This is a genomic window from Sphaerisporangium rufum, assembly GCF_016863395.1.
Taxonomy (GTDB): Bacteria; Actinomycetota; Actinomycetes; order Streptosporangiales; family Streptosporangiaceae; genus Sphaerisporangium; species Sphaerisporangium rufum.
On the sequence record NZ_BOOU01000003.1, the window covers coordinates 25,158 to 38,596 of the forward strand.

Consider the following 13,439-nt stretch of genomic DNA (forward strand, 5'->3'; position numbering starts at 1 on the left):
CCGCCGCCGGGCGGGCCGTTCGGCGCGCTCATGTCCCCACCCGCTCCTCCGGCTCGTTCGCGGGCCAGCCGGTCCCGGTGGACTGGGTGGCGTGCTGCCCGCCCTGCCGGGCACCGGGACCGGGATCGGGGGTGATCGCACCGCCCGCCCCGCCCCGGCAGGCCTCCAGCTGGGCCGCGAACGCCAGGCCGAGGAACAGGGCCACCGAGCTGAGCAGCGACCAGAGCATCAGCGCCATCACCGCGGTCAGCGGGCCGTAGGTGCGGCCGAAGGACCCGTTGTTCTCGATGTACAGGGTGAGTGCCCAGCTGAACAGGGTCCACAACGTCAGCGAGACGACGGCGCCGATCGCCAGCCAGCTGTGGCCGGGCTGCTTGCGCCGGGGGGCGGCCCGGAACAGCACCGAGGCCGACAGCACGGCCAGCAGGAAACCGACCGGCCACCGCGCCAGCATCCAGGCGATCTCGGCGGTGTCGTCCCAGTCGTACACCTCGGCCAGGGCGGTGCCGAGCGACCGGCCGCCCACCATGATCACGAAGCCCAGGGTCATGAACGAACCCGCGGTGACCGCCATGGCGATCGCCTTGGCGTATTTGAGCTTGAACGGCGTGTCGCGCTCCACCCCGTAGATGCGGTTGGCGCCCCGCTCCACCTGCGCCATGGCCGTGGTGAGGGCGACCACCGCGGTCACCAGGCCGAACAGCAGCGCGATGGCGCCGCCGTCGTCGGCGTGCCGCCGGCTGGCGGCCAGCGCGTTCTCCACGACGTCCGCCCCGGACAGCGGCACGACCTCGTGGATGACCAGTTGCACCACCTTGCCGAGCCGCTCCTGGTGCAGCACCGAGCTCAGCCCCACCGCGGCGATGCCCGCCGGGATGACCGCCAGGCAGATCTGGAAGGCGAGGGCCCGGGAGTTGCTGAACCCGTCGCCGTAACGGAAGCGGGTGAAGGAGTCGCGTACCAGGTGCCAGCCGCCGTACCGGCGCATGGTCACCCAGGCGTCGTCGGCGCCGAGCTCCTCGCCGCTCATGGTCCGGGTCTCCGGGACCGTGGTGGCGGTGCCCACCGGTCAGCTCTCCGACCCGCGCGGCACGCGCAGCAGCAGCGCGCCCGGGCGGGTCTCGATGCTCATGTGGCTACCGTGGCCGATGGTGTCGCCGTCGCACTCGTGCAGGACGGGCGGCACCACGTCCACCTCGACCCGGGCGGCGGTGTACCGCTCGACGCGGCGGTCGTAGCGGCGGGACCTGGTCAGCACGTGGCCGACCACCCGTAGCCAGTCCGACGGGCGGCGCGGCGCGAGGACCAGGACGTCCAGCTCGCCGTCGTCCGGCCGGGCGTCCGGCAGCAGGCTGAGGCCGCCCTGGAGGCGGCCGACGTTGCCGACGAGCACCATCATCGCGCGCCGGCGCAGCGTCACCCGGCCGTCCAGGCGGAGCGTGACGTCGAACGGCTTGTCCCGCAGGTGCTTGACGATGCTGCCCGCGTAGGCGAGCCAGCCGATGCGCCGCTTGGCGCCCTCGCTGGTGCTCTCGGCCATCGCGGCGTCCAGCCCGATGCCGGCCATCACCACGAACGGCCGGCCGTCGATCACGCCGGCGTCGATGGCCCGGGTGTCGCCCTCCACTCCGGCGGCGACCGCCTCGGCCAGGGTGCCGGGCAGCGACAGGTTGCGGACCAGCAGGTTCCCGGTGCCGACCGGCAGCACGGCGAGCGGCACGCCGGTGTCCAGCAGGCCCTCGGCGCAGGCGCGGACGGTGCCGTCGCCGCCGGAGGAGAAGACCAGGTCGGCTCCTTCGGCCAGCGCCTGCTTCACCATGCCGACGCCGGGGTCCTCGGCGGTGGTCTCGAACCACAGGGGTTCGTCCCAGCCGTGGCGGGCCAGCTCGGCCGCCACGGCCTCGCGGTGCCGATCCATCTCGGCGACCTTCGTTGGGTTCACGATCACAGCAGCTCGGGGCACGGCGTTCCGTACTACCCGCTTCGCCGCGCTTTGAACGGGCCGTCACGCCAGATCGGGGGCGCGTTCCGGCGGTCAGCCGGCGGGCGGCACCTCGGCGACCACGCAGCTGATGTTGTCCGGGCCGCCGCCCTGCCGGGCCAGCTCGATGAGCCGGTCCGCCGCGGCGCCGAGATCGGCCGGCCCGGTCAGCGTCTCGTGCAGCGCCTCCGGCCCGACGACGCCGCTGAGCCCGTCGGAGCAGATCAGGTAGCGGTCACCGGGCCGGGCCTCCCGCATGGACAGGTCGGGCTCGACCGAGCCGCTGCCGCCGAGGGCGCGCATGAGCAGGGAGCGGCGCGGGTGCGCCGCGGCCTGCTCGGCGGTCATCTGCCCGTCGTCCACCAGCGACTGGACCAGGGTGTGGTCGCGGGTGATCTGATAGAGGCAGCCGTCGCGCAGCATGTAGGCCCGGGAGTCGCCGATGTGGGCGAGGGCGAACCCCATGCCGTCCCACAGCATGGCGGTCAGCGTGGTGCCCATGCCGGTGAGCCGGGGGTCGCGCTCGGCCATCTCCTTCAGCTGCCGGCCCGCCTCGGTGATCGCGGCCTCCAGCGCGCCCAGCGGGTCGGCGCCCGGCGGATCGCCGTCCAGCGCCGACAGCGCCGCGATGACCGTCGCGCTGGCCACCTCGCCGTGGCTGTGCCCGCCCATGCCGTCGGCGACGGCGAGCAGCCGCGGCCCGGCGTACACCGAGTCCTCGTTCAGCGAGCGGCGCAGGCCCACGTCGGTGCGGGCCGCGTAGCGCAAGGTGAACGACGCGTTGTTTGACATGAGCTCAGTAAAGCATTGGTTGAAACACTTCACAAGTATATGATTGGTGGATCGCCGCCGCCCGGTGCCATCTCCGGCGGCGACGGGTCGCGGAGCCGAAAGGAGATGTGCCGCCGATGGGACAGGACGCCACGTTGAACGCGGGCGACATCGCCCGGCTCGCCGACGTCGGACGTGCCGCCGTCAGCAACTGGCGGCGCCGGTACGACGACTTCCCCCAGCCGGTGGGCGGCACGGCCGCGAGTCCGCTGTTCTCCCTGCCCGAGATCGAGGACTGGCTGCGCCGTAATGGCAAATCGTATGAGATGTCGCTGGGAGATCGGGCCTGGCAGGCGCTGAAGACCGCCGGGGACGATCTGCGTCTGGGCGAGCTGGTCGGCTGCGCCGGCGCCTTCCTGCTCTACCTGGCGCGCGAACCGGCCGCCGCGCGCCGCGCCGCCCGGGCGGCCGATCCGGCCGCGGTGCTGCGCCGGGACGCGGCCCGCGCCACCGCCGACCTCCCGGTCCGGCCGGACTGGAGCCTGGTCGGCGCCGGGCGGTACGCCCTGCTGGCCGACCTGGCCGCCGAACAGGGGCCGGCCGCGGCCTTCGAGCTGCTGTGCGAGCGCTACGCCGAGGCCCACTCGCGGCAGCTGTCGGTCACCCGCCCGGACATCGTCGCGCTGCTGGCCGGGCTGGCCCGGCTGGAAGGGCAGGGCGGCACCGTGCTGGACCCGGCCTGCGGCGTCGGCGCCCTGCTGCTGCCGCTGGCCGGGGCGCGGCTGCTCGGCCAGGAGAGCGGCGAGGCGGCCGCGCTGGTCGCCGCCGCGCGCCTGCTGCTCGGCGGGGCGCGCGCCGAGATCGCCGCCGGCGACTCGCTGCGCGCCGACGGCTTTCCCGGCCGGCGGGCCGACATCGTGCTGTGCGACCCGCCGTTCAACGAGCGCGCCTGGGGTTACGAGGAGCTGACCGGCGACCCGCGGTGGGAGTACGGCCTGCCGCCGCGCGGCGAGCCGGAGCTCGCCTGGGTCCAGCACTGCCTGGCGCACGTCCGGCCCGGCGGGCTGGTCGCCATCCTCATGCCGTCCGCCGCGGCCGGCCGGCGGCCCGGCAAGCGCATCCGCGGCAACCTGCTGCGGGCCGGCGCGCTGCGCGCGGTGGTGGCCCTGGGGCCCGGCGGGCCGGACCTGTGGCTGCTGCGCCGCCCGGAGCCGGGCGCGCGCCAGCCGTCCACCATGCTCGTCGCCGAGGCCGGTGACGAGCCGTCCGGCGTGCTGGACGCCTGGCGGGCCTTCGGCGCCGCCCCGGAGGCCGAGCCGCCCGGCGGCCGGGCGGTCCGCATCATCGACCTGCTGGACGACGAGATCGACCTGACCCCGGCCCGCTACCGGCCGCGGCACCCGAAGGAGGATCCGGCCCGCGCCTACGCCGCCGCCCGGGAGCGGTTCCAGGCGGCGGCCGCCGCGCTCGGCGGATCCCCGCCGCGGCTGGCCGCCCGCGCCGGCGACCTGCCGACCACGACCGTCGGCGAGCTGGTCCGGGCCGGGCTGGTCGGCTTCCACCAGGGTCCGGCCCGGCCGGCCGCCGGGCACGGCGACCTGCCCATGCTGACCGTGGCGGACGTGGTGGCGGGCGGCCCGCCGTCCGGCCGCACCCGCCACGACCCCGGGCAGGTCGTGCTGGAGCCCGGTGACGTGGTCGCCACCGCCTCGGCCACCGAGTGCGCCGCGCGCACGGTGACCGAGGGCGGCGCGGTGCTCGGCCCGCAACTCCACCTGTACCGGGTGGACCCCGAGCGGCTGGACCCCGACTTCCTGGCCGGCCACCTGCGGTACGCCGGTACCGCCGGGACGGGCCGGGCCCATCCCGGCGCCAGCCGGGTCGACGCCCGCCGGGTGCGCATCCCCCGGCTCCCGCTGGCCGAGCAGCGGGCGCACGGCCGCGCGTTCCGCGAGCTGCTGGAGCTGGACGACCGGCTGCGCGAAACGAGCGCGCTGGGGCGGAAGCTGGTCGGGCTAGGCTTTGACGGGCTGGCCGGCGGTCATCTCCGGCCCGACGGCTGAGGTGCGGCCTTCCCCGAGCGAACCCCCAGGAGAGGCACGAATGGTCATCGGCGACCGGTACGTACTCGACGACCTGCCCCTCGGGCAGGGCGGCATGGGGGCGGTCCACGGTGGCCATGACAAGCACCTGGACCGGCGGGTGGCGGTGAAGTTCCTGCGGGTCCCCGGCGGGCACGACGAGGAGCTCGAACGCCGTTTCGTCCGCGAGGCGCGCATCCTGGCCCGGCTGCAGCACGCCGGCGCGCCGGTGCTATACGACTTCGGCACCCAGGACGGGCGGCTGTTCCAGGTGATGCAGTTCATCGAGGGCGTGACCGTGGCCGACGTGGTCAGCGAGCACGGCCCGCTGCCCGTCCCGTGGGCGGCCGCGATCGCCGCCCAGGCCTGCGCCGTGCTGTGCGCCGCGCACGCCCTGTCGATCTGCCACCGCGACCTCAAGCCGACCAACCTGATGCTGTGCCCGGATGGCAGCGTCAAGGTGCTCGACTTCGGGCTGGCCATGATGCAGGACGCGGGCGCCGCGCAGTTCACCCGGATCGGGCAGATCCTCGGCACCCCGGCGTACATGTCGCCCGAGCAGATCCAGCGGGGGGTGGCCGGGCCGCGCAGCGACCTGTACGCGCTCGGCTGCGTGCTGCACGAGATGCTGTCCGGCCGCCAGCTGTTCGTCGGCCCGACCGAGTACGCCGTGTTCGACAAGCAGGTGAACGAGCGGCCGGCACCGGTCCCCGGGGTGCCCGCCGAGCTGAACCGGCTGATCGCCGGGCTGCTGGAGAAGCGGCCGGAGGACCGGCCGGCCGACGCCGCGGCCCTGTACGACCGGCTCCAGCCGTTCGCCGTCGACCTGCCCATGCTGCCGGGGTTCCTGACCCCGCCGCCGGTGCCGAGCCCCGGCCGGATGTACGCGCGGATGGTGGGCCGGGTGCTTCCCTGACCGGCCGCCGCGCCGCGCCGCGCCGCGCGGGCCGGCCGATCGGGTATACCGGGATCGTCCGCCGCCGGCCGGAAGGAGAGTGACAGCGTGCGCCGCCGCCTGGAAAGGCTCGCCTCGATGGCGCCGTCGATCCTGCAGTGCTCGGTGGGCGCCGCGCTGGCCTGGTTCATCGCCCGGGAGTTCCTCGGGCACCCGCGGCCGTTCTTCGCCCCCATCGCCGTGGTCATCTGCGTGGGGGTCGCGGTCGGGCGGCGCGTCCGCCGGACGGCCGAGATGGTGGCGGGCGTCAGCCTCGGCATCGGGGTGGGCGACCTGCTGGTCGCCTGGATCGGCTCCGGCGCCTGGCAGATCGCCCTGGTGGTGGCGCTGGCGATGGCGATCGCGGTGCTGCTGGACGAGGGCGGGGTGTTCGCGCTGCAGGCCGGCACCTCGGCCGTCCTGGTCGCCACCCTGCTGCCGCCCAGCGGCGTCGGCGGCCTCCAGCGCATGGTGGACGCGCTCACCGGCGGGCTGGTGGCGCTGGCCATGGTGGCCCTGCTGCCCGCCGACCCGGTCGCCCTGGTCCACCGGCGCGGGCGCGTGGTGCTGGACGAGCTGGCCGACGCGCTGGAGGGGGCCGCGCAGGCGATCGCTTCCGCCGACCTTTCGCTGGCCGGTGACTGCCTGGACAAGGCGCGCGGCTCGCAGAAGGCGGTCGAGGACCTGCGCGCGGCGCTGGTGTCCGGCCGGGAGATCGCGTTGATCAGCCCGCTGCACTGGCGGGCCCGCGGCCGGCTGGCCCGCTACCAGGCGGCGAGCACGCCGCTCGACCACGCGCTGCGCAACACCCGGGTCCTGCTGCGCCGCACCATCGCCGCGCTGCGCGACCGCGAACCCATGTCGCCCGAGCTGCCCGACCGGCTGCGCGGCCTGGCGGAGGCCACCCGGCTGCTGCGCGACGAGCTCGCCGCCGGGGCGGACCCGGTGCGCGCCCGGCGCGGCGCCCTGGCCGTCGCCGACGGGCTGCGCGCCTCCGGCTCCCGGCACGCGGGCATCTCCACCCAGGTGGTGGCCGCCCAGCTCCGCTCCATCATCGTGGACCTGCTGGTCGCCGCGGGCACCGGCCGGGCCGCCGCCGCCGCGGCGCTGCCCGCGGAGGCCGGCCCGGGCGACTCCGGCTGAGCGGCCGGACGCGGCTCAGGCGGTGTGGACCAGCGGCGCGGCGGCGCCACCGGGGTCGTACTCGGTGTGGATCATTCTGGGCGGCACGCCGAGGCCGCGCAGCTGGCCCACGGTCACCCGCACCATGTCCGGCGAGCCGCAGACGTACACGTCCCCGTCCAGGGTCACCCGGTGGTTCTGCACCGCGTCGATCACCCGCTCGCGCCGCGGGTCGGCCGGGTCGTCCGACACCGCCTTGACCACTCGCAGCCGCCGGTGCGCGGAGCGCAGGGCCATCAGATCGGGCAGATCGTAGGCGTCGGTGTGCCGGCGGACGCCGTGGAACAGGTCGATGTTCGGCCGCTCCGGCAGCCACATCGACTCCTCGACCATTGCCTTGAGCGGCGCCAGGCCGGTGCCGCCCGCGATGAACACCAGGTGCCGGGTGCTGGCCCGGTCCAGCAGCATGGCGCCGCGCGGCGGGCCGAGCAGCACGGTGTCGCCGGGCCGGGTGTGGTGGGCCAGCGCCGTGCTCACCCAGCCGCCCGGCACCACCCGCACATGGAAGGTCAGCCGGTTGTCCGGCCGCGGAGCGTTGGCGATCGAGTACTGCCGCCACACCTTCGGCCAGACCGGCGTCTGCAGCGTGGCGTACTGCCCCGCCCGGTACGGGTAGCGCTCGCGCGGCTCGACGGTGACCACCACGAGCTCCCGACCGCGCATCTCGTGCCCGACCACCACGGCCGGCCACACCGCGGGCGTGTGGGCCGCCTCCTGCTCGGCCGCGTGCACCATGACGTCGGCGACGAACCGGTAGGCGTCGATCCACGCGGCGTCGTACACCGCCCGCCACGCCGGGCCGACCTCGGCCCGCATCGCGTGCACCAGGCACCGGCCGACGGCCGGGTAGTGCTCGGGCAGCACCCCGTACTTGCGGTGGTCACGCGCCAGCTGGCCCAGGTACTCGGTGAGCCCGGGACCGTCCTCCAGGTTGAGCACCACCTGGGTGAGGGCGTGCAGCAGCCGGTCCCGCTGGGCGTTCATCGCCGGCGGGAACATCTCCCGCAGCTGCGGATGGTCGGCGAACAGCTTGGCGTAGAAGTGCACGCCGATCCGGTCGGCGACCGGCGCCACCACGTTCCAGCTCTGGCGGATCACCGCGATGTCGACGGGCATGGCATCACTCCGGTGGCCGGGCGACTGCCGCGCGGCCGGTGTCCTGGCCGGTCACCCCGGCCGCCTTGGCGGCGGTGACGCCGAAGTGGTCCTCACCGGGCGGCCGCCGGCGCTGGGCCGTGCGCCGGTCCTGGCGGGCGAGCAGCGGGATGTGCTTGGAGCAGTGGATGTAGGCCTCCTCGACCTCGACCGCGACCCACCGGTCCGTCCGGCGGCCGGGTGCGGTCCGGTCCTCGTCCTCCAGCCCGAACCGGGCGGCGGCATCGTACGCCGTAATGATCGTAGCCGCCCCGTTCACATGCAGGCCCACCCGGTCGGTGAAGAAGTCCATGAACAGCAGGCTGATGTGCGGGTTCTCCATGATGTTCCCCATGCCGGCCAGCACCCCGTTGCCCCGGTACTCGGGGTAGATCAGGCGGTCGTCGCCGAGTACGCGGACGAAGCCGGGCGGGCCGGCGCGGAAGGAGGTGTCGCAGTTGCCCCGGGCGTCCGCGGTGCCGACGAACACCATCTCCTGCCGGGCGACGAACTCCACCATCTCGGGGGTCAGCCGGTCGGTCATCTGCCGGTCGTAGAAGCGCGTCGCCCGCTCGCGAGTGCCGAAGAGCTCCTGCAGGACGTGCTCGCCGTTCGATCCGGGCAGGCCGTCGCCGCCATGATCGCCGCCATGATCGCCGCCCTGCGACCGCTCGCGTTCCTGGCCATCGTCCGCCGCATGCCGGCCCATCGGGCTCCCCTCGCCGTCGCGCTCGCGCTTCGTCTCCGTGACCGGCCCGCCACCGGGCAGGGCCGGCCCCATGCACCATTCGTCACTTTAATGAACAAGGTCATCATCAGTCAGCCCTCTCGATGGGATCTTCTGACTGGACCGGTCATCCGGCTCCGCCGGCCCGGGCCGCGACGGGACCTCGCCCGGGCGGGGGCGGCGGTGACCGGACCGGCGCGTGCGGCCGCACCGTCCCGTTTGACCGGGTCACGGGGGGTAAGGAAGGCGGAACCCGTGATCGTGAGGAGCGCAGATGACCACCTTCGGGTACTTCCTGTCCAGCGAGGAGCACGAGCCGAAAGAACTGGTACGGCAGGCGAAGATGGCGGAGCGGGCCGGCTTCCGGAGCCTGTGGATCTCCGACCACTTCCATCCGTGGATCGACGAGCAGGGGCACAGCCCGTTCGTCTGGTCGGTCATCGGCGCGGTCGCCGAGGCCACCTCGCTGCCCATCACCACCGCGGTGACCTGCCCGCTGGTGCGCATCCACCCGGCGATCATCGCGCAGGCGGCGGCCACCACCGCCTCGCTCACCGGCGGCCGCTTCCGGCTCGGCGTCGGCACCGGCGAGGCGCTCAACGAGCACATCATCGACACCCGCTGGCCGCCGGCCGCCGAGCGGCTGGAGATGCTGGAGGAGGCGGTCGGCCTGATGCGGCGGTTGTGGACCGGCGAGCTGGTCACCCATCGCGGCACCCACTACAAGGTGGACACCGCGCGGCTGTACACGCTGCCGGACGAGCCCCCGCCGGTGTACATCTCCGGCTTCGGCGACAAGTCGATCGAGTTGGCGGGCCGGATCGGCGACGGTTACATCAGCACCGGGCCGTCCGCCGAGTCCGTGGCGAAGTTCCATGCCGCGGGCGGCGAGGGCAAGCCGGTCCAGGGCGGGCTGAAAGTCTGCCACGCCCCCGACGCCGCGCAGGCCCGCACGACGGTGCACCGCCTGTGGCCCAACCAGGGCATCCAGGGCGAGGCCGCCCAGCTGCTGCCGTTGCCCCGCCACTTCGAGCAGCTCGCCGAGATGGTCACCGAGGAGCAGGCCGCCGGCGGCACCCCCTGCGGCCCGGACCCCGAGGAGCACGTCAAGGCGATCACCGAGTACGTCGAGGCCGGCTTCGACGAGGTCTACGTCAGCCAGATCGGCCCCGACCAGGACGCCTTCTTCGACTTCTACGCCAAGGAGGTCCTCCCCCGCCTGGGTTAGCCCGCCCCTGGGCCGGCCCGCCCGGCAGGCGCCGGGCGGCGACGCCTCCGGCCGCCCGGCGCCTGCTCAGCCCGCGTTTCCGCTGGTTTACTCCGCCGGAGCAGGGAAGTACGAGTCGGTCAAGCAGGAAGTAGAGAAAGGTACGGCCTTGACCGGTTCGCGAGTGTGCCGTACAGCGGTGGCCGTCGTCCTGGCCGGCGGGCTCGCCGCCTGCGGCGGGGTGGGTTCGTCCGGCGGCGGCACCGGCGGTGCGAGCAGCGGCGGCGAGGGCGGCGCGCTGACCACCATGGGTTTCGGATTTCCGGACGAGATCGCCACCGTCCGGGTGGACGCCTTCAAGAAGGCCTATCCGGACGTGCGGCTGGCGGTCAACGAGGGGCAGTTCGACGAGCAGGCGTTCCTGTCGGCCGTGGCGGCCGGCAACCCGCCGGACGTGGTCTACCTGCCGCGCGACAAGATCGGCGGCTACGCGGCGCGCGGCGCGATCCAGCCGCTGGACGAGTGCGTGGCCACCGAGCGCATCGCCACCGGCGACTTCTACCCGGCCGCCCAGCAGCAGGTGAAGTACGCCGGCAAATGGTACGCCGTGCCGGAGTTCTACAACTCCATCATCCTGCTGGTCAACGACAAGGCCGCCAAGGACGCCGGGGTGGACCCCAAGTCCATCGACACCTCCGACTGGGACGGGCTGGCGAAGCTGGCCGAGAAGATGACCAGGCGGGACGGGAACCGGATCAAGCGGTTCGGTTTCTATCCCAAGCTGCCGGAGTTCCTGCCGCTGTGGGCCAAGGCCAACGGCGCCGACATCCTCTCGGCCGACGGGCGCACCGCCCACCTTTCCGACCCCAAGGTGGTCGAGGCGCTGGAGTACGCCACCGGCCTGGTCAAGGCGCAGGGCGGCTGGACCGGGCTGAAGGCCTTCACCGACACCTTCGACTACTTCGGCGCGGAGAACCCCTTCACCAAGGACCAGATCGGCATGATGCCGACCGAGCAGTACCTGGTCAGCTCGATGGCGGGCACCTCGCCGGACGCCGGCATCACCGTGCTGCCGTTCAAGGGCCGCGACGGGCGGCCGGTCAACAACGTGGGCGGCAACGCCTGGGTGATGCCGAAGGGCGCCAAGAACCCGCAGGCCGCCTGCCGGTGGATGAAGACCATGACCGCCAAGGACACCTGGATCGCCGCCGCCCGGGCCCGCGCCGACAAGCGGGCCAAGGAAGGCAAGATCAATATCGGCACCTACACCGGCAACGCCGCCGCCGACGAGGTGATCTTCTCCCAGATCGTCAAGCCGAGCGGCAAGCCGGCCTACGACGACGCGGTCAAGGTGATCCGGTCGGTGCAGCAGGCCGGGTTCGTGGTCCCGCAGTCGGCCGCCGCCGCCGAGTTCGTCAAGACCTGGCAGGACGCCTCGACCCGGGTGCTGCTCGGCCGGCAGGACGCGGCCGGCTCGCTGGACAAGGCCCAGCGCGACGCGCAACGCGCCCTGGACGAGGCCGCGCAGTGACGACCGCCGCGCCGGCCGGTCGCCGGGTGCGCCGGCTGCGGCCGGAGACCCGGTGGGCGTACATCTTCATGGTGCCGTGGCTAGTGGGCCTGCTGGTCTTCCAGCTCGGCCCGATGATCGCCAGCCTGGCGCTCTCCTTCGCCGACTACGACCTGATCTCCGCCCCCCGGTTCACCGGCCTGGACAACTACGCCCGCATGCTGGAGGACGACAAGGTGGCCCGGGCGGTGGGCAACACCGCGCTCTACACCGCGCTGCACGTACCGCTGGCCGTCGTGCTGGCGCTGGTGCTGGCGCTGGTCCTCAACCGGATCACCGGCCGGGCGGCCGGCGCGTTCCGCACGATCTTCTACCTGCCGTCGATGACCCCGTACGTCGCGGTCGGCGTGCTGTTCCTGTTCCTGCTCAACGGCCAGGCCGGCATGGTGAACGACTTCCTGGCGCTGTTCGGGATCTCCGGCCCGCAGTGGACCACCGACCCGGACTGGATCCTGCCCGGCATCGTGCTGATGTCGCTGTGGAACCTCGGCTCCACCACGATCATCCTGTTCGCCGCGCTGCGCAACGTGCCGCGCGAGCTGGCCGAGGCCGCCATGATCGACGGCGCCGGCCCCTGGCAGCGGTTCCGCTCGGTGACGCTGCCGATGATCAGCTCGGCGCTGTTCTTCGTGGTCATCATCAACACGATCACGTCGCTGCAGATGTTCGACCAGGTCTACACGATGTTCTTCGGCAACCAGATCGCCCAGCAGTCCTCCGGCGACGCGGCGCTGTTCTACGTCGTCTACCTGTTCCAGCAGGCCTTCCAGTTCCTGCACATGGGATACGCCTCCGCGCTCGCCTGGCTGCTGTTCCTGGTGATCGCGGTGATCACGCTGATCCAGGTGAAGGTGGGGAACCGGCTGGTGTATTACGAGGCCGAGGAGCACGCCGGATGACCACCACCCTGCACCCCGCCGAACCGGCCGTCCAGGCGCCCGCGGCCGCGCGCGGCGGCGGCGACGGGACCGCCGACACCGCGGCGCGCGGCACCCGCAAGGTGTTCTTCCTGACCATTCTGGCCGCCGCCTCGGCCCTGTTCCTCTACCCGTTCGTCTGGCTGGTGGTCGCCTCGCTCAAGCCGCGGGACCGGACGTTCGCCGACCCGTTCCTGCCCTGGCCGAGGCCGTTCGCGCCGGGCAACTACGCGGCGGTGTTCGAGGCGGCGCCGGTGCTGACCTGGCTGGTCAACTCGCTGGTGGTCGGGATCGCCGCCGCGCTGGCGGTCACCCTGTCCAGCGCCTTCGTGGCGTTCGGCTTCGCCTACTTCCGCTTCCCGGGCCGCGGGCTGCTGTTCGGCAGCGTGCTGGCCACGATGATGCTGCCCGGGGCGGTGACCCTGGTGCCGACGTACCTGATCTGGAACTCGGTGGGGCTGACCGGCACCCAGGTGCCGCTGTGGGCGGCCAACCTGTTCGGCTCGGCGTTCTACATCTTCCTGCTCCGGCAGTTCCTGCTGGGCGTCCCCCGGTACGTGTTCGAGGCGGCCCGGGTGGACGGCGCGTCGTACTTCGACCTGTTCTGGCGGATCGCGCTGCCGCTGTCCCGGCCGGCGTTGATCATCGCGTTCATCTTCGAGCTCAAGGCGAGCTGGTTCGAGCTGATGAAGCCGCTGATCTACCTGCAGGACCCCGGGCTGTACACGCTGCCGCGCGGGCTGAAGGCGATCGTCGACACCTTCTACCAGGGCGGCGATCCCAAGTGGGAGATCGTGCTGGCGGCCAGCGTGATCACCACGCTGCCGCTGATGGTGATCTTCTTCATCGGCCAGCGGTACTTCGTGGAGGGCATCGCCACCACCGGCCGGCGCGGCTGACGGCACCGGCCGGTGCCGGTCGTCATGGGCCGGCCG

The 13,439-nt window shown here is 73.4% G+C and carries 12 protein-coding genes; 7 read left to right on the plus strand and 5 right to left on the minus strand.

The features are described from left to right. Positions 1–28: 28 nt before the first annotated feature. The 3 genes from Sru01_RS01030 to Sru01_RS01040 all read right to left on the minus strand — a co-directional run bounded on the left by Sru01_RS01030 (position 29) and on the right by Sru01_RS01040 (position 2,773). Positions 29–1,066, minus strand: a complete 1,038-nt coding sequence (locus tag Sru01_RS01030; RefSeq protein WP_239136686.1) for a YihY/virulence factor BrkB family protein — start codon at positions 1,064–1,066, stop codon at positions 29–31. 3 nt (positions 1,067–1,069) lie between these two features. Further along, the gene (locus Sru01_RS01035; RefSeq protein WP_507763310.1) at positions 1,070–1,963 is read right to left on the minus strand and encodes a diacylglycerol/lipid kinase family protein; all 894 of its coding nucleotides are present in this window, start codon (positions 1,961–1,963) and stop codon (positions 1,070–1,072) included. 72 nt (positions 1,964–2,035) lie between these two features. After that, positions 2,036–2,773, minus strand: coding sequence for a PP2C family protein-serine/threonine phosphatase (locus tag Sru01_RS01040; RefSeq protein WP_203981894.1), 738 nt, complete (start codon positions 2,771–2,773; stop codon positions 2,036–2,038). A 116-nt stretch (positions 2,774–2,889) separates the two neighbouring features. Between Sru01_RS01040 and Sru01_RS01045 the strand changes: the two genes are divergently transcribed. The 3 genes from Sru01_RS01045 to Sru01_RS01055 all read left to right on the plus strand — a co-directional run bounded on the left by Sru01_RS01045 (position 2,890) and on the right by Sru01_RS01055 (position 6,910). Then, on the plus strand, positions 2,890–4,815 hold the full coding sequence (locus Sru01_RS01045; RefSeq protein ID WP_203981895.1) for an N-6 DNA methylase: 1,926 nt from the start codon (positions 2,890–2,892) through the stop codon (positions 4,813–4,815). Between the two features lie 40 nt (positions 4,816–4,855). Continuing rightward, on the plus strand, positions 4,856–5,749 hold the full coding sequence (locus Sru01_RS01050) for a serine/threonine-protein kinase (RefSeq protein ID WP_203981896.1): 894 nt from the start codon (positions 4,856–4,858) through the stop codon (positions 5,747–5,749). An 87-nt stretch (positions 5,750–5,836) separates the two neighbouring features. After that, positions 5,837–6,910, plus strand: coding sequence for an FUSC family protein (locus Sru01_RS01055; RefSeq protein WP_239136688.1), 1,074 nt, complete (start codon positions 5,837–5,839; stop codon positions 6,908–6,910). Positions 6,911–6,925: 15 nt separating this feature from the next. Here the strand turns inward: Sru01_RS01055 and Sru01_RS01060 are convergent, their stop codons facing one another. Beyond that, a complete protein-coding gene (locus tag Sru01_RS01060) occupies positions 6,926–8,065 on the minus strand; it encodes a globin domain-containing protein (RefSeq protein WP_203981897.1) in 1,140 nt (379 codons plus the stop codon). A 4-nt stretch (positions 8,066–8,069) separates the two neighbouring features. Then, a complete protein-coding gene (locus tag Sru01_RS01065; RefSeq protein ID WP_239136689.1) occupies positions 8,070–8,864 on the minus strand; it encodes a pyridoxamine 5'-phosphate oxidase family protein in 795 nt (264 codons plus the stop codon). 220 nt (positions 8,865–9,084) lie between these two features. Between Sru01_RS01065 and Sru01_RS01070 the strand changes: the two genes are divergently transcribed. The 4 genes from Sru01_RS01070 (at position 9,085) to Sru01_RS01085 (ending at position 13,403) form a co-directional block, all read left to right on the plus strand. Then, entirely contained in the window at positions 9,085–10,038 is a 954-nt protein-coding gene (locus Sru01_RS01070; protein WP_203981898.1) for a TIGR03557 family F420-dependent LLM class oxidoreductase, read from the plus strand. Between the two features lie 148 nt (positions 10,039–10,186). Next, the gene (locus Sru01_RS01075) at positions 10,187–11,548 is read left to right on the plus strand and encodes an extracellular solute-binding protein (protein ID WP_203981899.1); all 1,362 of its coding nucleotides are present in this window, start codon (positions 10,187–10,189) and stop codon (positions 11,546–11,548) included. Then, entirely contained in the window at positions 11,545–12,486 is a 942-nt protein-coding gene (locus Sru01_RS01080; RefSeq protein WP_203981900.1) for a carbohydrate ABC transporter permease, read from the plus strand. Before Sru01_RS01075 ends, Sru01_RS01080 begins: the two co-directional genes overlap by 4 nt. Then, positions 12,483–13,403 carry a carbohydrate ABC transporter permease gene (locus Sru01_RS01085; RefSeq protein WP_203981901.1) on the plus strand — a complete coding sequence of 307 codons (921 nt, stop codon included), beginning with the start codon at positions 12,483–12,485 and terminating at the stop codon, positions 13,401–13,403. Before Sru01_RS01080 ends, Sru01_RS01085 begins: the two co-directional genes overlap by 4 nt. Positions 13,404–13,439 lie beyond the last annotated feature (36 nt).

Coding starts and splice junctions, on each gene's coding strand:
- Sru01_RS01040 (WP_203981894.1), bottom strand. CDS start 2,773: ATGTCAAACAACGCGTCGTTCACCTTGCGCTACGCGGCCCGCACCGAC.
- Sru01_RS01045 (WP_203981895.1), top strand. CDS start 2,890: ATGGGACAGGACGCCACGTTGAACGCGGGCGACATCGCCCGGCTCGCC.
- Sru01_RS01050 (WP_203981896.1), top strand. CDS start 4,856: ATGGTCATCGGCGACCGGTACGTACTCGACGACCTGCCCCTCGGGCAG.
- Sru01_RS01060 (WP_203981897.1), bottom strand. CDS start 8,065: ATGCCCGTCGACATCGCGGTGATCCGCCAGAGCTGGAACGTGGTGGCG.
- Sru01_RS01065 (WP_239136689.1), bottom strand. CDS start 8,864: ATGGGGCCGGCCCTGCCCGGTGGCGGGCCGGTCACGGAGACGAAGCGC.
- Sru01_RS01070 (WP_203981898.1), top strand. CDS start 9,085: ATGACCACCTTCGGGTACTTCCTGTCCAGCGAGGAGCACGAGCCGAAA.
- Sru01_RS01085 (WP_203981901.1), top strand. CDS start 12,483: ATGACCACCACCCTGCACCCCGCCGAACCGGCCGTCCAGGCGCCCGCG.